At 45.3% G+C, this 22,636-nt stretch carries 21 protein-coding genes; 20 read left to right on the top strand and 1 reads right to left on the bottom strand.

Going from position 1 to position 22,636, the window contains the following annotated elements; translation table 11 throughout:
* Positions 1-21: 21 nt before the first annotated feature.
* From BLS69_RS09820 to BLS69_RS09755, 14 genes are all read left to right on the top strand, one after another.
* Complete coding sequence (locus BLS69_RS09820) at positions 22-945, top strand: helix-turn-helix domain-containing protein (RefSeq protein ID WP_240767998.1); 924 nt, start codon at positions 22-24, stop codon at positions 943-945.
* Positions 946-957: 12 nt separating this feature from the next.
* Positions 958-2,055, top strand: a complete 1,098-nt coding sequence (locus BLS69_RS09815) for a Gfo/Idh/MocA family protein (protein WP_091030909.1) — start codon at positions 958-960, stop codon at positions 2,053-2,055.
* 152 nt (positions 2,056-2,207) lie between these two features.
* Positions 2,208-2,921, top strand: coding sequence for a glycosyltransferase family 2 protein (locus tag BLS69_RS09810; RefSeq protein ID WP_091030906.1), 714 nt, complete (start codon positions 2,208-2,210; stop codon positions 2,919-2,921).
* Positions 2,922-3,319: 398 nt separating this feature from the next.
* Positions 3,320-4,072, top strand: coding sequence for a FadR/GntR family transcriptional regulator (locus BLS69_RS09805; protein WP_091030905.1), 753 nt, complete (start codon positions 3,320-3,322; stop codon positions 4,070-4,072).
* Positions 4,069-5,280, top strand: a complete 1,212-nt coding sequence (locus BLS69_RS09800) for a M20 metallopeptidase family protein (RefSeq protein ID WP_091030902.1) — start codon at positions 4,069-4,071, stop codon at positions 5,278-5,280. The genes BLS69_RS09805 and BLS69_RS09800 overlap by 4 nt, the downstream gene beginning before the upstream one ends.
* Positions 5,277-6,842: an ABC transporter substrate-binding protein gene (locus BLS69_RS09795; RefSeq protein WP_091030899.1), complete on the top strand. Its 1,566-nt coding sequence runs from the start codon at positions 5,277-5,279 to the stop codon at positions 6,840-6,842. The genes BLS69_RS09800 and BLS69_RS09795 overlap by 4 nt, the downstream gene beginning before the upstream one ends.
* Positions 6,843-6,944: 102 nt before the next feature.
* Positions 6,945-7,862: an ABC transporter permease gene (locus BLS69_RS09790; protein ID WP_017688654.1), complete on the top strand. Its 918-nt coding sequence runs from the start codon at positions 6,945-6,947 to the stop codon at positions 7,860-7,862.
* 16 nt (positions 7,863-7,878) lie between these two features.
* Positions 7,879-8,808, top strand: coding sequence for an ABC transporter permease (locus tag BLS69_RS09785; protein ID WP_091030896.1), 930 nt, complete (start codon positions 7,879-7,881; stop codon positions 8,806-8,808).
* A 21-nt stretch (positions 8,809-8,829) separates the two neighbouring features.
* Positions 8,830-10,851, top strand: coding sequence for a S9 family peptidase (locus tag BLS69_RS09780; protein WP_091030894.1), 2,022 nt, complete (start codon positions 8,830-8,832; stop codon positions 10,849-10,851).
* On the top strand, positions 10,848-11,324 hold the full coding sequence (locus BLS69_RS09775; RefSeq protein WP_091030890.1) for a hypothetical protein: 477 nt from the start codon (positions 10,848-10,850) through the stop codon (positions 11,322-11,324). The genes BLS69_RS09780 and BLS69_RS09775 overlap by 4 nt, the downstream gene beginning before the upstream one ends.
* A gap of 165 nt (positions 11,325-11,489) precedes the next feature.
* Positions 11,490-11,852 (top strand): Asp23/Gls24 family envelope stress response protein, encoded by a 363-nt coding sequence (locus BLS69_RS09770; RefSeq protein ID WP_091030887.1) that lies wholly within the window; start codon positions 11,490-11,492, stop codon positions 11,850-11,852.
* Positions 11,853-11,884: 32 nt separating this feature from the next.
* On the top strand, positions 11,885-12,493 hold the full coding sequence (locus BLS69_RS09765) for a GNAT family N-acetyltransferase (protein ID WP_091030886.1): 609 nt from the start codon (positions 11,885-11,887) through the stop codon (positions 12,491-12,493).
* Positions 12,494-12,745: 252 nt separating this feature from the next.
* Entirely contained in the window at positions 12,746-13,351 is a 606-nt protein-coding gene (locus tag BLS69_RS09760; protein ID WP_036670794.1) for a pentapeptide repeat-containing protein, read from the top strand.
* A 143-nt stretch (positions 13,352-13,494) separates the two neighbouring features.
* Positions 13,495-13,878 carry a hypothetical protein gene (locus tag BLS69_RS09755; protein WP_091030883.1) on the top strand — a complete coding sequence of 128 codons (384 nt, stop codon included), beginning with the start codon at positions 13,495-13,497 and terminating at the stop codon, positions 13,876-13,878.
* A gap of 265 nt (positions 13,879-14,143) precedes the next feature.
* On the opposite strand, the gene BLS69_RS09750 is transcribed toward BLS69_RS09755, so the two are convergent.
* Entirely contained in the window at positions 14,144-15,649 is a 1,506-nt protein-coding gene (locus tag BLS69_RS09750) for an MFS transporter (protein WP_091030881.1), read from the bottom strand.
* Positions 15,650-15,788: 139 nt separating this feature from the next.
* Here BLS69_RS09750 and BLS69_RS09745 point away from each other — a divergent pair, with 139 nt between their 5' ends.
* The 6 genes from BLS69_RS09745 (at position 15,789) to BLS69_RS09720 (ending at position 22,620) form a co-directional block, all read left to right on the top strand.
* Entirely contained in the window at positions 15,789-16,646 is an 858-nt protein-coding gene (locus BLS69_RS09745; RefSeq protein ID WP_176872650.1) for a MerR family transcriptional regulator, read from the top strand.
* A 35-nt stretch (positions 16,647-16,681) separates the two neighbouring features.
* The gene (locus BLS69_RS09740; RefSeq protein ID WP_240767999.1) at positions 16,682-17,194 is read left to right on the top strand and encodes a GNAT family N-acetyltransferase; all 513 of its coding nucleotides are present in this window, start codon (positions 16,682-16,684) and stop codon (positions 17,192-17,194) included.
* 376 nt (positions 17,195-17,570) lie between these two features.
* Positions 17,571-19,049 carry a ribosomal protection-like ABC-F family protein gene (gene abc-f, locus BLS69_RS09735; RefSeq protein ID WP_091030870.1) on the top strand — a complete coding sequence of 493 codons (1,479 nt, stop codon included), beginning with the start codon at positions 17,571-17,573 and terminating at the stop codon, positions 19,047-19,049.
* A gap of 152 nt (positions 19,050-19,201) precedes the next feature.
* Positions 19,202-19,768: a TetR/AcrR family transcriptional regulator gene (locus tag BLS69_RS09730; RefSeq protein WP_091030867.1), complete on the top strand. Its 567-nt coding sequence runs from the start codon at positions 19,202-19,204 to the stop codon at positions 19,766-19,768.
* 352 nt (positions 19,769-20,120) lie between these two features.
* Positions 20,121-21,275 carry a glycosyltransferase family 2 protein gene (locus BLS69_RS09725; protein WP_091030866.1) on the top strand — a complete coding sequence of 385 codons (1,155 nt, stop codon included), beginning with the start codon at positions 20,121-20,123 and terminating at the stop codon, positions 21,273-21,275.
* A 37-nt stretch (positions 21,276-21,312) separates the two neighbouring features.
* Positions 21,313-22,620: an aminotransferase class III-fold pyridoxal phosphate-dependent enzyme gene (locus BLS69_RS09720; RefSeq protein ID WP_091030863.1), complete on the top strand. Its 1,308-nt coding sequence runs from the start codon at positions 21,313-21,315 to the stop codon at positions 22,618-22,620.
* Positions 22,621-22,636 lie beyond the last annotated feature (16 nt).

The following is a 22,636-nucleotide window of genomic DNA, read 5'->3' as shown; positions in this document are numbered from 1 at the left end:
TTATTAAGGAGGTATGCAATCTTGAGCCTGTATCCTTATGAGAAAATGCTTGAACGGCAGGATCTCCTGGAGAGACTGGATATTCTAATGGTTTGGGGACATTATGAGATTCGCGTGATGCGATTTCATCTGACTTCTTTTCCAGCGGGCCGAGTTGTGGATTTCCATAATCATGCGGAGTTTGAGTTTCATTTTATCCCGAGAGGTAAAGGTAAAGTTATACTCGATGATCAGACACATGCTCTCTCTGAAGGAATGCTGTATTTGACTGGACCGGGTGTCGTTCATTATCAGGAGGCGGATGCCAAAGAGGACATGGATGAACTATGTCTTCATGTGGATATCGTTCACAAGCCAAGAGAACATGTCGATCCCTGGGAAGCAGCAGAATCCGAGGAAACGATTGAAAAGCTGAGAACGCTTCCGCTTACTCCGGTGAATGATTATCATCGGGCGATGCATTGTTTTTTGGAAGCCTATGAGGCATGTGATCAGAAATTGTTAGGTTATTATACGTCGATCAAGCAACTGGTTATCAGCATATTACTCAAAACCGTGCGAGCATACGACACCGGGGGGAATCGACCAGAAGCCCCTGTGCGGGATATGTCGGTGTATCGTTATGAGTATGCAGTGCAATATATGGAGGCGAATCACCCTACAGTGGTCACGCTGGAACATGTAGCAGAGAAACTTCATATCAGCAGCAGACAATTGCAGCGAATCTTCTACCAAGTACAGCCGGAGATGCCGTTCAGCCGTGTGCTGGAGGATATTCGTCTGCGCGCCGTGTGCCGCAATCTGGAAGAAAGTAACGTATCCATTGAACAGATCGCTCTTGCTTCAGGATTCAATAATGCCAACTATTTGCATGCTGTATTTCGCAAACGTCTGGGGATGACCCCGTCGGCTTTTCGTAAAATGAAACAACCAATACTTAAGTGAGGGTGAATATATATGAGTAAAGTATATCGTATCGGAATTATTGGCTGTGGGGGAATCGCGAATGGTAAACATCTGCCAAGTCTGAGTAAACTGGATAATGTTGAACTGGTGGCTTTCTGTGATATTGTTCAGGAACGTGCAGATGAAGCGAAGCAGAAATATGGCTCAACGGATGCCGAAGTCTATACCGATTATCAGGAATTGCTCAAGGATGAGTCTTTGGACATTGTGCATGTGCTTACGCCGAATATTTCTCATGCCGAGATTTCCATTGCTGCCCTGGAAGCAGGCAAACACGTGATGTGTGAGAAGCCAATGGCGAAGACATCTGCTGAAGCACAGCTCATGCTGGAAGCTGCAGAGCGTACCGGCAAGAAATTGACCATAGGATACAATAACCGTTTCAGAGAAGACAGTCAGTATTTGAAGAAGGTGTGCGAAGCTGGTGACCTGGGTAATATTTATTTTGCCAAAGCACATGCGATCAGACGTAGAGCAGTACCAACCTGGGGTGTTTTCCTGGATGAGGAGAAACAAGGTGGCGGTCCACTGATTGATATTGGTACGCACGCACTTGATCTGACACTCTGGATGATGGATAACTATCAACCAAAGGTTGTGCTGGGCACGACTTATCATGAGCTTTCACAACGTGAAAATGCGGCCAATGCCTGGGGCCCATGGGACCCGAAACAATTCTCCGTCGAAGACTCGGCCTTTGGCATGATTGTGATGGAGAATGGGGCAACGATCATGCTGGAATCCAGTTGGGCACTGAACTCACTAGACGTGGATGAAGCGAAATGTAGCTTGAGCGGCAGCGAAGCGGGTGCGGATATGAAGAACGGACTGCGCATCAATGGCGAGAAATTCAGCCGTCTATATACCAATGAGATTGAACTGAGTGCAGGCGGGGTAGCTTTCTACGATGGTAAGAGCGAGAGCGCACCGGATGTGGAGATGAGAAAGTGGATTGAAGCGATTGAGAACGATCAGGAGCCAGTCGTTACACCAAAACAAGCGCTGGTTGTATCTCAAATCCTGGAAGCACTTTATGAATCTGCTCGCACAGGCAAGGCTGTATATTTGAATAACAATAACGAAGCTTAGAACAGACAGAAAACAATAGATTACCAAACCCTTTGTCCCGTTATTTTGTGGGCAGAGGGTTTTTGGTGTTTTGATCACTAGCTATTGGTCCATACCAGACTCTATTTCGGCACATATGATGAGAGAAAACTGAGCTGAAAAGAGGGTATGTCTTGACTAAACACAAAACGAGTCATGGTGTTTCCATTGTGGTATGTACCAATCGGCCGCAATTTTTTGACAACATCCTGCAAAATTACAGTCGGCAGCATTATAAAAGTAAAGAACTGATCATTGTCCTGAATCATGACAGTATGAATCTGGCATTATACCAAAACCGCGTTCGAAATCTTGCCAATGTTCATGTATATCAAATTCCGGAGAGGATTTCATTAGGACAAAGCCTGAACGCCGGCATGACAAGGGCACGCTTTTCGTTGATTGCCAAATTTGATGATGATGACTACTATTCGCCGTATTATTTAACAGAGCAGGTGAGAGAACTTAAACGGACCAAAAGTGATATTGTTGGAAAACATTCGTGTCTCGTTTATTTGGGCGCATCCAAAACATTGTTGGTCAGATCTCCGGCTGAAAAAAATAAACCGGTTGAATTTGTTCAAGGGGGAACTATTCTATTTAAAAGAGAGATCTTGAAAAAAGTCCGCTTCACAGACCGTTCAATAGGGGAAGATGTAACCTTCCTGAGACAATGCAGGAAAAGAGGATTCAAAGCGTACGCGACCTCTCCTTACAATTATGTCTATCACCGTAGACAGAACAAAAAAAGTCATACCTGGAGAGCGGATGATAGCTTTTACCTGGAGGGAAGCAAGAAACTTGCGGTTACAGAGGATTTCAGACCCTATGCTAATAAAAAGTTATAGAGGACAGAGTTAGATATATTAAACTAAACATTTACACAAAACGGAGAGGACAGAAATAACCTGAAGAAGCGGAGCGTTCGCCTACAAGCTTTCTGAAAGAAAGCTACATCGGAAGCATACGCTATCTCCGGATTTACCCCTTTCAAAAAGGGATTCAATGAAATCCGGGGATAACAGCGATCGGAAGGTTATTCTGTCATCGTAGTGGCTCGTGTAAATAACGAAGGGAAGATGCATCTGCTGCGTGTAGATGCGTCTTTTTTGTGCCAAAATGCTTTAATTTGGAGGTGGTGAGAAAAAAAATATGAATTTACTTGAAAAAAAGTATTGCATATAAGTTTAGTCGGAATTATATTAATGGTATAAGGTCTAGACCATATACAGATCGGAGTGTTTAGATGTCCAGTACGTTTTCATTTCGTTTTGAGAAAGTATCCACCAAAAAGGTAAGTGAATTCATTAGGGAACAACTGGAAGAAGCCATTATTTTGAAAGAATTAATGAGTGAAGAACAGCTTCCAGCCGAGCGAGATCTGGCAGAGATTTTTAACGTAAGCCGCATTACCGTTCGCGAGGCACTCTCTTCATTGGAAGAGAAAGGCTTGATTGAGAAAAGGGTGGGTGCCAAAGGCGGAACATTTGTACTGCCTCTGACAGCCAATTCGCATAAACGGACCAGAGAAGAAATTAAACGGGATTGGTCACAAATGCTGAAGGTGTTTGAATATCGAACCATTATCGAGCCGGAGGGAGCTTTTCTCGCTGCTGAGCGGATCACCGCAGGCGAACTGGAGCTGCTTGAGGGCTATATGGAACAAAGTATAGAGCCAGACTGCACAAGGGAATGGTTCAGGGCGCTGGATGTGAAATTTCATCTGACCATCGCCAAGGCTTCGGGGAATCCATACTGCGAGAGAGCCGTCAGACAGATCCGGACGAAAATTAATCCGGCGCTCGACTTGATGCCTTATGATGACCGGATACGTACCGTCAATCACGGTGTACATATGGAGATTCTTGAAGCATTGAAAGCCCATGATAGCATCAAGTCTAAGGAGACGATGAAAAGGCATATCGAATTCTCGGCGGATGCAATCTATGCCCGTTTGGTTTCTGAATCAGATGAAAATGAAGGGAATGACAGCGAATGAATCGTTCAGAACTAATACAGCTGGCTCAGCCACTACAAGCCCAGTTAAGTGCTTGGCGCAGAGATTTACATCAGCATCCGGAAATCGGCTATGAGGAGCATCGCACATCCGCAATCGTAGCCGAGCATCTGGAAAGACTGGGGCTGGAAGTTACACGCAATGTCGGAAAGACCGGGGTTACAGGCCTGCTTCGCGGAGAGACCGATGGACCAACCTTCGCCTTGCGCGCAGACATGGATGCTCTGCCAATCCAGGATCAGAAAGCGGTGGAATACCGCTCGCAAGTGGAAGGCAAAGCGCATCTGTGTGGACATGACGCTCACACCTCCATCCTGATGGGAGCCGCCCAATTGCTTACTGGCCTTGGAAGACCGAAATCAGGTAACATCAAATTTATTTTCCAGCCAGCAGAAGAGGGACTTGCAGGAGCAAGAGCCATGATCCAGGACGGTGTTCTGGAGAATCCGAAGGTTGATGCCATCGCAGGATTACACATGACACCTGGACAGTACACGGGAACCTTGGGTGTGAGTCAGGGCGTTGCGTTCGCTTCAGCTGATCCCTTGATTATCAAGGTGTTTGGCAAGGGTGGCCACGCAGCTCGTCCGCATGAGGGCATTGACGCGATTGCGGTATCCGCTCAGGTCATCACCGCATTGCAAAATATCGTTAGTCGGATGGTTGATCCACTTGAACCGGCAGTAGTCACGATTGGCAAAATCACCGGAGGTTATATGGGAACAGCCATCGCCCCGGAAGTGGAGATGATCGGTACGGTTCGTACACTCTCACCTGCCATTCGTGAGCGGATGCCAGCTTTGATCGAGCAGGTTGTTAAAGGGGTCTGCGATTCTTTTGGAGCAGGATGCGAAGTTGTCTACGGCGATGGATACCCTGTTGTCGTGAATGATCTCGGCATGGTTGACCTGCTAACAGAGACTTGTGATCAGGTTAATGCGGAGAAGGGATGGACTTATATCAAACCCTCCACAGGGGGCGAGGACTTTGCGTTTTATTGTGAACAGATTCCGGGTGTGTTTTTCAGACTAGGATCTGGGAATGATGAGGAACGTACTCGCTATCCACTCCACCATCCCATGTTTGATCTTGATGAGACAGCGATGCCTTATGGTGTGGGCATGTTGTCTGCAGTAGCACTTGAATTTTTGGCACGGAATACAACTTCTGAGGGGGAGCAATCACAATGAAAAAAAGACAATGGACAGGCTTGTGGATCACGTTACTGGCAGTCGTAATGGTACTCAGCGCTTGCGGAGGAAAATCGACAAGCACGAATGACAATGCCTCAACAGGAGGAACGGGCAGTGAAAGCGCAAGTACAACACTGACCGTTGCTGCTGCAACAGATATTGAGAGTTTCGATCCGCACAACAACAACAACACCTCCAGTGAGGCGGTTCTGGTCAACGTTTTTGATTATCTGATCAAAAATGACAGTGAACAGAAAAAAGTTGCGGGACTTGCGACATCATGGGATCAGGTTGATGATACAACGTGGAGATTCAAGCTGCGTGAAGGTGTGACCTTCCACAACGGCGATCCATTCACTTCAGCAGATGTAAAATACACGCTGGAGCGCGTAGCCAAGGACGAGACACTGAAACAAAACAGTTATTTTAAAAATATCGTAGAAGTTAAAGCGGTGGATGACTATACCGTAGATATTATCACGGATGGTCCAGATCCGTTGCTCCTGAATCGTTTGTCCAAAATGGGAGCAGGGATTCTGCCAGCAAAATATATTGCAGACAAAGGATTCGATGCTTTCCTGAAACAACCGGTAGGCACAGGCCCTTACAAGTTCAGTAAATGGACCAAAGATGATCGTGTGGAACTTGTGAAAAACGAGAGCTACTTCGATGGTGAACCAAAATGGAATGAAGTGGTATTCCGCGTTATTCCTGAAGCCTCCACACGGGTATCCGAATTGCTTGCTGGTGGTGTAGATGTGGCGTCTTCCATTCCGTCCACTGATATTGCCCGCATCGAAGGCGAAGCAGACAAAAAGATTGTCAAAGCACCAATCCAACGTGTGCTTCAGTTGATCTTCCGTCAGACAGAAGGCAGCATCACGGCTGATCCGAAAGTACGTGAAGCCATTGACCTGGCTATCGACAAACAAGGAATCGTGGACAGCATTGCCGGAGGAGCAGGTATCGTAACCCGCACATCCGTAACACCAGGCAACTTCGGTGCTGATCCTTCATTGTACAAAACGTCACTTTATGATCAAGAAAAAGCGAAACAGTTGCTGCAAGAAGCTGGCTATGCGGAAGGTGAAGCCGAGATGACCATCTCCGTTTCTGCACAGTACAAAGAACAGGCTGAAGTTGTTGCAGCGATGCTGGAACAAGCCGGATTCAAAATCAACCTGGATGTCCTGGAAGCAAGTGCATTCAGTGAACGTTACAGCTCCAAATCATTCAAAGAAATCTTCATGATTGGTATTGGTAACTCCTTGTTCGATGCTTCGAACAACTACAATCGTTATATGCTGGAAGAAGCAAAAGGCGAGTCGGATTACAACAATCCTGAAGTAGAGAAACTGCTTCAATCTGCATTGGTGAACATGGACCCTGCGTCTCGTGAGAAAGAGTATCAGCAAGTACAACAGATCTTCTCTGAAGAACGCCCAGCCGTATATCTGTACCAAATGGAAGGTGTCTACGGAACAAATGCTAAAGTGAACTTCGCGCCGCGCAGTGACGAGATGTTCTATGCTGACGAGATTACACCTGTTGCACAGTAACATCGGGTATAACAACCGGTCATTGAAAAGATAGGCCGTGAACGGCAGGGACTGGATAACCATGTTCCTGCCGTTCTTTTTTAAAAGGGAGGTGAACAAGGAATGGGCAAATACGTACTTAAGTCATTACTACAGATCATTCCGGTGCTGTTCATTGTTTCATTAATTGTGTTCATTTTGGTTCGAGTCACTGGTGATCCGGTTGCGCTAATGTTGCCTGAAACGGCTACCGCTGAAGATCGTGCTGTCTTGACGCAGGCACTTGGTTTGGACCAGCCTTTATATACGCAATACGTGAAGTTTCTGGGCAGTGCGATACAGGGAGACTTTGGTCAGTCTTTTCGCTACAATCAGCCTGCGTTAGAGCTGGTGCTGGAGAGATTGCCTGCCAGCTTTGAATTGGCGGTAGCCGCCATGTTTTTTGCCGTACTTATGGCAGTGCCACTTGGCGTCATCTCAGCTGTCAAACGCAATACGTTTACCGATCTCATTATTTCAGGAATATCCGTCATTGGTAAGGCGATGCCAAACTTCTGGATGGGGATTATGCTTATCCTCTTGTTCTCCGTCATGCTGGGCGTATTGCCGGTATCCGGTCGCGGAGGATTGTCACATCTGATCTTGCCGGCATTTACACTTGGCGTTGGACTGGCTGCGCAGATGACCCGACTGATTCGCTCCAGCATGCTGGAGATTCTCAACCAGGACTATATTCGAACAGCCCGCAGCAAAGGGCTAGGCCGAATGGTTGTCATTGTGAAACATGCGTTTCGGAATGGACTAATTCCGGTCGTGACGATTATGAGTTTGCAGTTTACAAGTCTGATCGGGGGAACCTTGATTACGGAAACGGTATTCTCCTGGCCTGGACTGGGTCAATTGCTGGTCGTTGCAGTCAACACACATGATATGGCGATTGTACAGGCCGCGGTGTTTGTCATTGCCTTTATCGTTGTAGTAATTAACATCTTGACGGATGTAGCTTACAGGCTACTCGATCCGCGCATCAAATACGACTAGAAGGAGGTGCAATCATATGACAGGCAGCAATGAAATGCCAATTCCGGGTACAGAACAGGAACAAGACAATGGGCGTGCACCAACGGGATTTCGTTATATCTGGCAACAACTGATCATCAGCAAGACCGGAATGTTTGGTGCTGTGCTTGTATTGTTGGTTGTGTTAATTGCCATAGGTGCACCTCTATTGACGAGTCATGATCCGGCAGCGGTGAATCCGCTAAACCGACTAAAACCACCAGCATGGCTTGAGGGTGGAACGGCCGAATACTGGCTGGGTACCGATAATCTCGGCAGAGACATGTGGAGCCGTATTGTATACGGTGCCCGGGTTTCCTTAATCGTGGGTATGGGTGCCGTGATTGTGTCAGGAATCATTGGCGCGATTCTGGGGCTGGTATCCGGATTCTACGGGAAATGGCTGGATGCCGTCATCATGCGTGTAGGTGATGCATTCATGGCGATTCCAACCATCCTGTTCATGCTTGTTGTGATGGCGATTGTTGGCCCGGGTATTACAACGTTGATCTTTGTCATCGGGGTGACGAACTGGGTTCCATTCACCCGTGTGGTAAGAAGTGAAGTACTAAGTATCAAAGAGCGGGATTTTGTTCATGCGGCCAGATCGATTGGCGCTAAGAATGGAAGATTGATTCTCAAACACATTCTGCCGAATATTCTTTCATCCTTTATCGTCATCTGCGGTATGAATGTGGGCACGACCATTATTATGGAAGCTTCACTCAGTTTCCTGGGTCTGGGTATCAAACCACCCGATGTATCCTGGGGAGGTATGCTCAGTGATGGCAGACAATACGTTGCAACAAGCTGGTGGGTCGCTACATTCCCGGGACTAGCCATTACATTTACCGTACTCGGTGTTATTTTCCTTGGAGATTGGCTGCGTGATGTGCTTGATCCACGTACGGAGACAACCCATAAATAAACGGAGAAGGGAGCCATCATTATGAATCAAAGACCAATTCTGCCGGAGGATCTGAGTCACTATCGTTGGATCAGTCAGCCAGTAATCAGTCTGAACGGACAAGTGGCTTATGTGGAACAGACCATAGATCAGGATAAAAACGAATATAACACGCAAATTCGAGGGATTTCCCTCGATGGTGATGAAGATATTGCACTTTCGGATGGAACAAAAGATTCCTCACCTGCTTGGTCGCCGGATGGCACACAGCTCACATTTATTCGCTCAGTGGATGGGGGGAAAGGACTATGGGCGCTTCATTCAGATCAAAAAGAGCCGATCATGCTGATATCTCCCGCACGTAAAATATTGAGTTATATCTGGTCACCGAACGGGCAGTACATTGCGTTTACCAGCAAGGTGCAACCGGAGGACCAACAGAAGAAAGCAGATGTCCAACAGGAGCCAGCACCTGTGTTGCGAGGTAAAGTCTTCGAGCGCACAACGCCGAAGGCGGAAGGATCTGGCTGGTGGGATGGTCAATACAGCCATTTGTTTGTATATGAGCTCAAAAGCGGGGAAATCACGCAGGTGACTTCCGGGCTATGGAATATCAGTGCTCCCGCATGGTCGCCAGATAGCCTGCAGCTTTCTTTCATTTCGAAGCAAGTAGAGGATGAGGAACTTGATGCGGATCTGCTGTACTTTACGGATATATACAGCATTCGATTGGGAGAGAGTGATCTCTTCAAAGTGACGGATTCCAGTCTGGCGATAAACCAGTTCTCCTATTCATCTGATGGGCAACAGCTGATCCTGATCGCCAGTGATCGTGAGTATGGAAGTGGGAGCCACAACAGCTTATACGCTGTCCCAGTTCAGCGGGGTGTACCCAGGATAATTGCACCTCAATTAGATATGCAGATGGGTAACGCAGCACTGGGGGATATGAAGTCGGCAGGTGCATCACCTTCTCCTATCTCGGATGCCCATCATCCGGAACGTGGTGTATATGTACTCGGAACGCACAATGGAAATGTGGACGTGTATCGCATTCAAGATGATGGGAATTGTCAACTCGTAACGGGCGCTGGTGAAAAGGATGTGTATCAGTATACCTTAACGCCGGATGGAACGTCGCTGGTTATCGCTGCGTTGACGGATGGACATCCTGGAGAATTATATCGCGTGAATATCGACAGTGGTGAAATGTTCAGACTCACCCGGCGAAATGATGAATTCATGGCTGAATTGGCTGTAAATGTGCCAGTTCGTGTAGAGTTTACATCCTCCGATGGATGGCCGCTTCAAGGTTGGTTAGCCACACCGGCAATACGTAAGTCCAATGGGAAGCTGCCATTAATTTTGCAGATTCATGGTGGACCCCACGCGATGTATACAGGAACGTACAGTCATGAGATGCAGACACTCGTTGCGCAAGGTTACGCTGTGCTGTGGATCAATCCTCGCGGAAGTATGGGATACGGGCAAGAATTTGCCAGAGCTTGCCGTGGTGACTTTGCCGGAGGGGATTACCGGGATCTGATGGAAGCTGTTGATTATGCCTTGGCTACATACGATTTCCTTGATGCATCACGTCTGGGTGTAGCGGGTGGCAGTTATGGCGGAGTGATGACCAACTGGATCGTGGCGCATACGCACCGTTTCAAGGCGGCTGTAACCCAGCGTTGCATCTCCAACTGGTTATCCATGTATGGAACGAGTGATATCGGTATTTCCTATGTCGAGGGAGTCATCGGTGGTAATCCGGCGGAAAACGCTGAATTCCTGTGGTCCCGCTCACCTCTTGCTCATGCACACCACATTGAGACGCCACTTCTGATCATGCACGGAGAGCAGGACTATCGGACACCGATTGCACAAGCGGAGGAATTATATACTACGCTAAAACGATATGGTAAAAAGACTAAACTGATTCGTTATCCAGGTTCCAACCACAGTTTGCTCAAAAGCGGTAAACCTTCACTTCGGATCGATAGCTTCGAACAGGTGAATGCCTGGTTCAATCAGTACCTCGGGAATGATGAGGAGGGCGAGCAATGAGTCGAACTCAGCTGTCCATTCCTGTAGGGCTTCTTGTAGAGAATGTTCTGACAAGTGGGGAATCAAAAGAAGTGATTATTGAATGTTTACAACGTCGAGACTATTCCCGGTTGTTGCCTCTGGTTAAGGAATCCGCGATGGATTTTGATGAAAGACTACAGACAGCAGCTGATATCGGAGACGATTGGGAAAAGGCGATACGTCAAGGTTATGAGTTCAAGTTTTTGCATATTAACGGGTTGAAACGATTGCTCGATTTCCGGTTTGACCGTAAGGTGGATCGGGACTATGTTCAAGATGAACTGTCACTGAAGCATATTCAACTGACCGCAGAAGAGATTGAATTGCTACAATCGTTAATTGGCAGGCAGTGGATCGTGCAACTAGAAGAAACAGAGGCAGCAGAAGAAGGCAGCAAAGAGAGTGGGTTATCCTCCCGCATTCCTGTCCATATTCAATTGAAGTTCCCTTAATATGGACCAAGAAGAAACCGCGACGATCGCGGTTTTTTTGCTATGTACAGGTAGAAATGTGAGTGAATGAATTCAAAAGTTGAAATCGGACTCCGAATGATTTATATTTTTATTAAATGATACTTTAATATATCAAAAATGCAGGTATAAAGAGGGGGACCTAGGATGTCCATTCAAAATGTTTTGGGAAAAATTCAAATATCGGATGATGTGATCTCCAAAATTGTCGGCAAGATCGCAAATACCACCAGTGAGATTTCCTCCATGTCGACAGGACTTGTAGAAGGCATCACCAAAAAATGGAGTGGGAAAAGTCTGCAAAATGGCATTGTCATTCGCAAGATAGATTCCAGACTGGAGATTAACTTAAAGGTTGTGGTTCGTTATGGAACGAAAGTACATGAAGTCTGCAGGGAATTGCAAAACAATGTGAGATTACATGTGGAACAGCTGACCGGGTTAACCATTGATACGGTGAATGTGATCGTCGAGGGGGTTTCATTCAACCAACCTGCTGCCAAGCTTTAGTCCAACTTCAACTACCTAGAGGAGTGACAGCGATGAATAAGATTTCCATAACAAAAGCCAGTCCACAGTCTTTAGTCGGCGGGCAACTAAATCAGATGGCACTTGAATATATGGCATATTCGCTTGCAGGTACCAAGGATAAAGGCATTATAGAAAAAACATTCAACAAGTTATGGCGCTCGAAACAGAACCGATTCAGTCACCAGTACGCTTATGAAGCCAAAATGGGTAACCAAACGCTGGGCATGATCATGTGTTATCCAACCACTTTAATGAACAAACTCGCTTTGCCAACGTTCTCCAAACTGTTTGAACTTCGTAAATGGGGCCTGATTAAGTATAATCTCCAACATTGGAAAGAGTTTTACTCCATGGTGACATTAAAAGAAGCGGAGAACGACGAGTACCACATCGGAACATTGGCTACGTTGCCTGAAAGCAGAGGACTAGGTGTAGGGACACACCTCATTCATTTTGCTGAGGAGCAAGCTATAACACAAGGTCTGTCCAAATCTTCACTTACGGTTAAAAAGGAAAATCTACTAGCTATTAAACTCTACGAGCGTTTGGGATACCAGAGAGTAGGGGAAATCAATAAACCGTCGTTATCCCTGTACCGAATGTCCAAAATACTGGTGTAGTGCATTCTAATACGAATAGAAAAAAGCAGCTAACTGAGAGTTTCACATAAATAAGCCCACATTGGAACAGTTAAAAGTGTGTGCTGGAGGGACGCTTTATGCGTCCCTTTTTTAGTTTTCAGATTTTTCTCATAAAAAAAGTAACTTGACTTTTGTATGGGTTTAAGCAGGTACTTGACAGGGGTGTGGTATAGTATAAAAAGTTCTTTTAATGAAGAAAGACGGAGAAATATACAATGTGGGGTGTAACCAGTGTATCAATATAAAGATCAGGAATATGAAGCAGTACATTTTGAGGGACGTGATCTGCGCTATGGAGAACTCATAAGTTGTGTTTTCAAGCAGTGTACATTTATGAACGCTTCTATGGAAGAGATTGAGACAAGTAACTGCCGTTTTATCGAGTGTGACTTCAAAGGGGCTTCCATGAATGGTTCGATTCATACGGAATCAGCTTTTGAAAACTGCACCTTTGGTGGTGCGAATCTATTTGCTTCCAAATTCAGTTCTTGCAAGATGACGGGATCGGACTTTTCAGGTGCGCAAATGGATGGGATTACACTAAGCCAGGGCGATTGGTCTTATACGAATCTGAGACATACACGTTTGGGGAAACAGGATCTGCGAGGAATTCGTTTCTTTGAGGCTGACTTTACGGACACGGATTTCACCAAAGCGGATTTGAGAGACTGTGATCTTACTCGAGTTGTATTAAGCAGAGCTAAGCTGCAAGGGGCGGATCTAAGAGGGGCTAATCTGGAAGGCATCGATCTGAAATCACTGGATATCAAAGGCGTACGTTTGGATCGCGAACAAGCCGTTCTGTTTGTACGCTCGTATGGTGCGAAAGTAGACTAAGTTGAGTTGAACATACACAGCATGAAGCCGCCCTTAAGGCGGCTTTTTTGAGTTTGAAGCTTTCCGATTCAGAGAGAATAGGCAGGAAAAAGAGATCTAAACAAGAAGTAGTTAACATAAGTTTCAACTAAAAGGAGGTTATCATGTCCGTCACATTAATTATTTTTGTTGCTGTTATTGTCTTTGGGCTTACAACAGGCACGATCACTACGATTATGGCATTTAAACTGTTACGTAACAATAAAGAGAAACATCACCTTCGCAAGAGCATTCTGATGGACGGAATTCCAACAGAAGCAATAATTCATGATATTGTACAGACATCATCCAGTATGGATGGAAGGCCTGGCGTGCGATTGGATTTGACTGTAACCCAAGTTGATGGCCGCACCTTCCCAACAATTGTAGAGACTTATATTCCAATCACACATATTCCCCACTTTCAGAAAGGAAATGTCATTAACGTAAGATACATTGCGTTGGGGAATGAACGCAAAGTTGAGGTACAGGATGCCTACCTTCCGTGAGGTGCCGCAGGGTGGTAAGCTTCTGTTATCAGGCATATCAAAAACCACTACCTGAAACAACTCAGGTAGTGGTTTTTGATGTTATTTAATTGAAAATGGTAACAAGCTATTTAAGTTATCGACAGTCAGCAGTTAATCCTCTTCTTTTGACATATTTCTAACGATCAGAAAAATCGCAAATATACCTAATAAAATAATAAATCCATTGGTTATCGGAAACCACATGATTCTATATACCTCGCTTTGTTTCATGAAGTGAATTTCATTACGTTTTAACGCTGTGCTTTTGGGCTCTTTTCAAGCGCACGGCAACCCAGCTCATAATCAGAGCAGCAATGAACAGAAATACGGTCACACCTGCAATGACAACAAAGAAAGATTGGTCAAATGCAGCAAAGGCGGCATTTTTGAGCAATTCAGCAGACGCAGCAGGCAAGCTTTCGGCAGCGATAAGCGCTTCATCCAGACTGTCCTTCGCATTGGCTGGCACATGAACTCCCGCAGGAATCTTCATTGCCAGTGTGTAGAACAAGGTCGACATGCTGCCGATAATCGCAATACCGGATGCTCCGCCCAGCTCATAACCTACTTCCTCAATGGATGCTGCCATACCCGCTTTGTGAGGTGGGGCATAACTCATAATGGAATGTGATGCAGCGGTCATGCCTGATCCAAGACCTGCACCAAGCAGTGCCAAACCGATAATTTGCCCAGTGAACCCAGCATTGAAATACATCAGATACGTCCCCATGCCAAGGGCAGCGATGAAGAGAGTGAAGCTTTTGATATATACAACATCCACACGGTGCATAATGGCCCCCGTAACAGGTCCGGCAATGAGTGCTGCAACAGGTATGGATACGGTGAATAGTCCAGCCTGAAGAGGTGACATGCCTTCCACCAGCTGAAGTCGCTGAGTGACCATATATTGCACACCCATTTGTGCAAATAAGCCAACCAGTGCGGTAATAAAGCCGGTACTGAATCTTGGAATTTTGAACAAGGACAGATCCAGCAGTGGAGTCGTACTGTTATTCTGACGGCGAATAAAGATGATCAGGGACAGAAGACCGATCACAGCAGCAATGATAGCGAGTGTGAGGGATCCTTCGCGTCTTGTGAATTCCTTAATGGAATAGATAATTCCAACCATGGCAATCATGATCTGAATGGAACTGGTGAAGTCCCACTTTTTCGACGCATCCCCATGGTGTTTAGGAATCATTTTCAAGGCGAATACAAACGCAAGAATAGCGATAGGCAGGTTAATTAGAAACACAGAGCCCCACCAGAAATGTTGAAGAAGCAGTCCACCAACAATCGGTCCCAGTCCAGCACCACCTGATGCAATGGAACCCCATATGCCGATCGCCAGTGCGAGTTCTCGCTCATTCGTAAACGTAACTCTGATAATCGACAATGTCGCTGGCATCATCATGGATGCACCTACGGCTAGAAGAATTCTGCTCATGACTAGTACAGCCGGTACTGGAGAAAAGGCAGCAGCAAGAGAAGCAGCAGAAAAGACGAGCAAGCCCAGGGTAAATATTTTTTTATGACCAACACGGTCCCCGAGTGTTCCCATTGCAGGAAGAAGACCCGCCATGACAAGGGAGTAACCGTTCAGAATCCATAATTTCTCCGAAGCAGATGCACCGAGATCATGGGTCAAGCTGGGTAAAGCGGTGTACAGGATGGTCATATCCATCACAATGAGTAATAGTGCACTTGAGACAATAACAAGAATCATCCAACGTTTGAATTTTGACATGTTTCCCTCCGACGATATGAATAACTTACAATTTTAGACTAAACTATCGGGTAACCCTATAGTCAAATCTTTATTTACACACTATAATGCATTTATACTTTTATAACTTAGACCACATATGTACACGGAGGGCCCTAAGATGGCTGGACATCACGCACAACACTTTACCACCAGTGAATTTGCCAAGATCTGCGGAGTGACCAAACATACCTTGTTTCATTATGACGAGATTGGGCTGTTAAAGCCTGAATATATCAATGCCAAGGGCTACCGCTACTACGGTATGCAACAAACGTATGTGCTGGATGTCATACATGTGCTGAAGAAGGCAGGAAGCTCACTCCAAGAGATTAAGTCATTTATTCAAAATCAGAATACACCATTGTTAATTGAGCTATTTGAACAGAAATTAAAGGCACTTGAGTTGGAGCAACAACGAATCAAACGTATGCAAAAGCTGCTAAGTGGTGCCATTGAAATGACGAAACAAGCCACGGATGCTTCTCCTGAAGGGCTGCATATTGAACAATGTGAGCTGGAGTATTTTATTGCTGTTCAACTGGAGCAAGGGGATGGAGATAAGGAATTCTTCCGTAAGTTCATTGAATACAGGACCCATTGTGATGAACAGATGATCGACTATGAATTTCCGGTATGGACGATCTTACGTCAGGAGCACTATGAGGCAGGAGAATACTATCCGGATTACTTTGGCAACAAAATAAAAGCTCCCATTTCAGGGGAAACGATATGGATTAAGCCCAAAGGGATGTATGCCGTCATGAATCATCGAGGTTCATACGAAAGCATGCCGGAGACGTATTCCCTCATGAAAGAGGAGATAGAAAAAGAGGGACTGCAAGTCTGTGGACATGTGTATGCACTGGACCTGCTCACTTATTTTGCAGAAAGTAATCCCGATGAGTACATCATCAAAATTTACGTAGAGGTGTGTACGGCTGATAACACAAGCAAAAAACAGAATGGCTTGATTTAGGAGGATTTTTTCTGAAATTAATTAAAACATATGATGTGGATCTAAGTGAAGCATGGTCAGCTCTTCTTCAAGAATTACTTGTTGCCAGTTTTCCAGAGGTTTATCCAAAAGACAGATTGTTCTTTAAGCAAATACCACATGGCAGAGTGTTGGCATTTACCCCTGATAACCAATTAGTTGGGCATGTCGGACTAGATTACAGGATGATGAATTTGAATGGAACACCGATAAGAGTGTTGGGGATAATCGATTTGTGTGTTTCTCCGGCTATTCGCTCTCAAGGAATCGCTTCTTTGTTAATATCCGAAGTGGAAAGGTTGGCCAAAGGGCGTGTTGATTTTGTCCTATTATTTGCGGATCATGAGGAATTGTACATCAAAAATGGATTCAAAACGGTGAGCAACACATGTAAGTGGTTGAAAATTGATCATGAAACCTTAACCACAGTTGGAGTTGGGACTCAAAAGGTAGAGGGGTTAATGATTAAAGAAGTGGGAAGCATGCCATGGGGTGAAGGGGAACTCGACTTTTTAGGATATTTATATTAATCCCTACGCGCCAATATGGGAGAAGGGTGCCTTGACCCATGTTGTATTCCATGTTAAGTTTTCTGTATTCAAATTGTGAGCTTGTAAAGGGGTGATGGAGTGATGACGGAATTAGAGGTTGTAGATGTTTATGTGGACCTGTCAACGAACATGAACAGTGGCATGGTTCACAATATTACTAATCAGAATCCGACACTTTGTCCTCCTATGCATAGATCTACTCGGCGCTAAATGATATATCGCCAGGTTTCTTTATTGTATAAGCGAATCTAAATTCTGATTATGTTCAAATATTAAAGTGAGGGAATCCATGCCATGTTTAATGGTGAAATCCCGTCAGTTTACTTTTATATTTCACATAAGAAGGATGATCTGTATGTCTTTAATTAACGTTACCAACCTGACCTTTGCCTATGATGGCAGTTACGATAATATATTTGAAAATGTTAGTTTTCAGTTGGACTCGGATTGGAAATTGGGTTTTACCGGAAGGAACGGCAGAGGCAAAACAACCTTCCTCAATCTGTTACTCGGCAAATATGAATACAGCGGACATATCTCTGCGAATGTTAGCTTTGAATTTTTTCCTTTCCAAGTAGAGAATAAGGGAGCTATGACCGTCGATGTCATCGGCGAGATTCATCCTGAATATCTGCACTGGCAAGTTGTGCGCGAGCTTAACCTGTTGAAAGTGTCAGAAGATGTGTTGTATCGGCCTTTCGATACGTTATCCAACGGAGAACAAACAAAGGTGATGCTGGCTGCTTTGTTCCTGAAGGATAATCGGTTTCTGCTCATTGATGAACCTACCAATCATCTTGATCTTCATGCGAGACAAATTGTAGGTGATTATCTCCGCAGCAAGAGTGGATTTATTTTGGTATCTCACGATCGATCCTTTCTGGATCACAGCGTGGACCATATCCTTTCCATCAATAAGAGTAACATCGAGATTCAGAAAGGCAATTTTTCCGCTTGGTGGGAAAATAAAAGAAGGCAAGATCAGTTTGAACTTGCGAGTAATGAGAAATTAATAAAGGATATCAAACGTTTATCCGATTCAGCCAAACGGACCGGTGGATGGTCACATGAAGTTGAAAAAACCAAAAATGGTACGAGAAATTCCGGTTCCAAGGTGGATAAAGGATATATTGGGCACAAGGCTGCCAAAATGATGAAACGTTCCAAAAATATCGAACAAAGGCAGCAATCTGCAATTCAGGAGAAGTCCAAACTTCTCAAAAATATCGAGAGTGCAGAACGTCTACAGATTCATCAGCTGGATTTTCACAAGCATGAACTTGTTGAATTGGAACATGTGTCGATCTCATACGGCTCCAATACGGTGTGTAAGGATGTCAGTATCACGGTTGAACAAGGGGATCGTATTGCCCTGTACGGTAAAAATGGATCTGGCAAATCAAGCATTCTTAAACTGATCTGCGGTGAAGATATTGCTTATACAGGTCTTTTCCGAAAGGATCATCAGCTTAAAATCTCGTATGTGTCGCAGGACACGTCCGATCTCGGAGGGCATTTATCTGAGTATGCGGCCATACAGGGGATTGATGAGAGCCTGTTTAAATCGATACTTCGAAAGTTGGATTTTTCCAGACTGCAATTGGAGAAAGATATCTCAACGTTTAGTGCAGGTCAAAAAAAGAAAGTGCTCATTGCCAAAAGTCTTAGTGAGAAAGCTCATCTGCACATTTGGGATGAACCACTCAACTTTGTAGATGTCATTTCACGTATGCAGATCGAAGACTTATTGCTGGAATACTCGCCAACCCTGCTTTTTGTAGAGCATGATCGTGAATTTTGTACAAATATTGCAACGAGAATCATCGAACTGTAAGTAACGGGAAAGATAACGATGCTAAGAGCCGCCAAATGGCGGCTTTTAGTTTTACTCGTGAGGAAGTATGCTATAATTTTATAGTCTAATCCAATCATATGATGGATGATTAGATCAATTGTTGAACTATACTCGCCAAGAGGTGTAATAGAATGAAAAAAGAAATGACTACAATCAAACAAACCAGGCTTCATTCCATTTTGGACGAGGCCACCAAGTTGCTGATTGAAAAACCGAATGCTTCCATGAATGAAATTGCAGAATCTGCAAAAATCGGGATTGCGACGTTGCATCGATATGTGGAAAGCCGCGAACAGCTCATGGTTCATCTGGGATTACGCGCAATCGAGGTGGTCAGTGAGACCATGCAACAAATTCAACTGGATGAGGAGCACTGTGAAAAATACATACCTGAGCTGATCGAGGCGCTGATTCCATTAGGCGACAAAATATATTTTCTGGCTCATGACACCACCGTTAACTATAATCCCGAGATTGAGGGAGCAGATATGAAACTGAGACAACCTGTACTGCATGCGGTCGGTCTGTTACAACAGAAAGGTTACTTCCGCTCCGATCTTGATAAAACCTGGATTGTCGATGTGCTGTATTCCATCATGTTCCTGACGTGGCAGCAGGTTGTAAGTGGTCATATCGCGAGAAAAGCAGCCCCTGCGCTTGTAATAGACACGTTTTATCATGGATTTAAGCAACACTAGGTCAGCGCCAATTGAAGTAAAAAACAATAGATCTAAATACGAAAACACCCCTAAACAGTCAATCGTATCGTTAGATACGCAGACTCTTTGAGGGTGTTTTTTTGCGTTCACAACAGCGTTTCTCAGTGCGCAAGCTTCAAAGACTTGATTTTTACTGAGATTCAAATATTAACAGGGTTCAGAATTTAAGATTTCCAGTTTACAAAAAATGATATAAATTTCTAGTAGATTCAAATCATTACCAAATAAATACAAAATATTCAAACGAGGGGGCCGGACAGAACTACCTGCAATTGTGCAGTTCGAATCAGCTTATGTACTCATTCCATCAACCCAAATCAGGAGGGATTCCATGCTTTACACCATTATTGTGCCAGTCAACCAGGACTATAACATTTTGAACCTGTTCACAGATTCGTTACTCCGGACGGTAAGCCCATCCACTCAGATTATTTTCATCAACGATGGTTCCGGATCAGCAGTCTTTCAACATCTGGATAAACTGAAGCAAGAAGTAAGTGAAGGTGTGACCATCGAGATTCTTCAGCATGATTTTCCACTCGGTTGCGCCGTGTCGATTAATAGCGCACTGAGTCTTGCCAAGGGGGAGTACATTTTCTTCCTGGATTCTGACACCATTCTTCAACCGAACTGGCAACCGATGATGAAAGAGACACTGGATAGCGATATTACGATTGGCATGATTGGAGGGGTTCTGTTGTATCCGCAAACAGGAGGCGTGCAGCATTGCGGCATTGCTTTTGCGGACACCATCGGACGACACCTGTTCCTGAACGCATCTCCTGATGATATACCAAAAGAAACCTTCTCTGTTCAACTGGTGGTGTTCGCCATGTTTGGCATGAAGCGGGAGGTGTATGAGACCATCGGCAACCTCGATGAGAAGTTCTTTAACGGATACGAGGACTTTGATTATCAGATGCGGGCACGAGCTGCGGGATACGATACGGTCATTAACCCGAATATTCAGGCGTATCACTGGGAACGCAGCAGCGGCATTCACCGCAACTTCAACCGCAAGAACAATCTGGCACGCTTCTGGAAAAAGTGGGGCGGTCAAATCGAGGCTGATGTGTGGCCATTCGTTTTCAGTCATTTGAAAACACAGCTGGAAAGCCAAGGGGAATACCAGCATCTGCCGATTGTTGGCATTGACCTTGCCGAGGTTCGAAGTGATGCCGATACATTCTGGACCAAGCTGGAGGAAGCCGAATTTGCAAATGTAGCCGAAGTACGTGACTATTCAAACCGCTTTAATTCCAATGGGGCCATCTGGCTGCCACAGGTACTGGGCAAGGAACTGATTCATAGTGAGAACCGGTTACTGTTTTTGGTGGACAATTTCGCCCGTTTGCTGGAGAACCGCTATTGGATTGAGATGAGACATGCTCATCGAGCCAAGGATCTGATCATTGACCTGTATGGCAATGTGATCACAATGGATCGCATATACGATGGATGCTGGCCTGGAACCAAAGTTCGGTAATTCACTCACAACGAAAATAAACAGGGAGGTACTTAAGGTGAAAGAAAAAGAGAGCACGCTCGATCGTGCCGTAAGATTTACCCGGAATCTGGAGTGGTTGGAACAAGTCGAAAAGGTAATTCCGAGCGGATGCAGCACTTTAGCCAAAGCACCTGAACGTTTATTTCCCGGGCATACACCCGTATGTTGTGCAGAGGCTTACAAATCCCGATTTACAGATATCGACGGGAATGAATGGCTGGATTGCGAGATGGCCATGGGTACGGCGCCATGGGGCCATGCCAGACATGAAGTCCAATTAACCGTCATTCACCAGTTGAAAAAAGGGACAAGCTTTTCTTTGCCTGCCGACATTGAGCTTGAATGCGCCGAGTTGATTCTGGAGCGGTTCGAGGGTCGTTATCCATCGCTTCGCTTTACCAAGAGTGGGGCCGATGCAGTGAGTGGAGCTGTACGACTTGCCCGTGCCGCAAGTGGCAAAAGCAAGGTTATTGCGACGGCTTATCACGGGTGGCATGATTGGTCTGCCTACGGCTATTATGGTGGCCAGACGAAAGAACGGGGCATTCCAGTAGATATCGAGCGTTCAACGATCTGGGTCAACAAACCTACTGCGGAGCGAATTGAGACCCAGATTACCTCATCTCCCGAGGATATCGCATGTATTGTTCTGTGTCCCAACGAGTGGAAAAGGGACGCGCTGGAGGAAACTGTAAACCTATGTCGCTCTCTGGACATCATTATCATATTTGATGAGGTCACTTCCGGTATTCGAATGGGCAAGCAGGCTACAGCAGGAGAATATGACATCTGGCCTGATCTGCTCTGTATCTCTAAAGGTATGGCCAACGGTTTACCGCTCGCAGCGGTTATGGGGCCTGAGCACCTGATGTCTTTGTCAGGACAGGTCAGATTCAGTAATGCCCATTCCAGCGAAACAACAGCGCTCGCGGCAGCCATTGCCTGTGAACGATTAATGAAAAATGCGAAAGTATGGCCGACCTGGCGTGAACCGGCAACCCGGATCATGGATCGTCTGGAATCTGAACTTGTGTTACTCGGATTAACGGATCAATTGGAAGTGAAGGGGACGTATGCAAGCTTCTGCATTCAATCCTTGGCCGAGGATAACTTCCAAACAGATCCTTTCCGCGAGTTCATGGTGAAGGGAATGGCTCACTTCGGCATCTTCACCAAAGGTTACTTTATTTTCTCAGATGCCCATACACGGGAAGAATTGCTGTGGGTCGAGGAAGCGCTGATGCAGATCCTGTCAGACTGGAAAGAGATTCAGAAGCAGGAACATCTTCATGCGATGCAACTTTCGAAAACGTTTGAAGCTTAATCCATAGATTATAATC

Source organism: Paenibacillus sp. CF095 (assembly GCF_900101225.1).
Taxonomy (GTDB): Bacteria; Bacillota; Bacilli; order Paenibacillales; family Paenibacillaceae; genus Paenibacillus.
The sequence above is the reverse complement of the archived record's forward strand: the minus strand, read 5'-3'. Positions and strand labels throughout refer to the sequence as shown.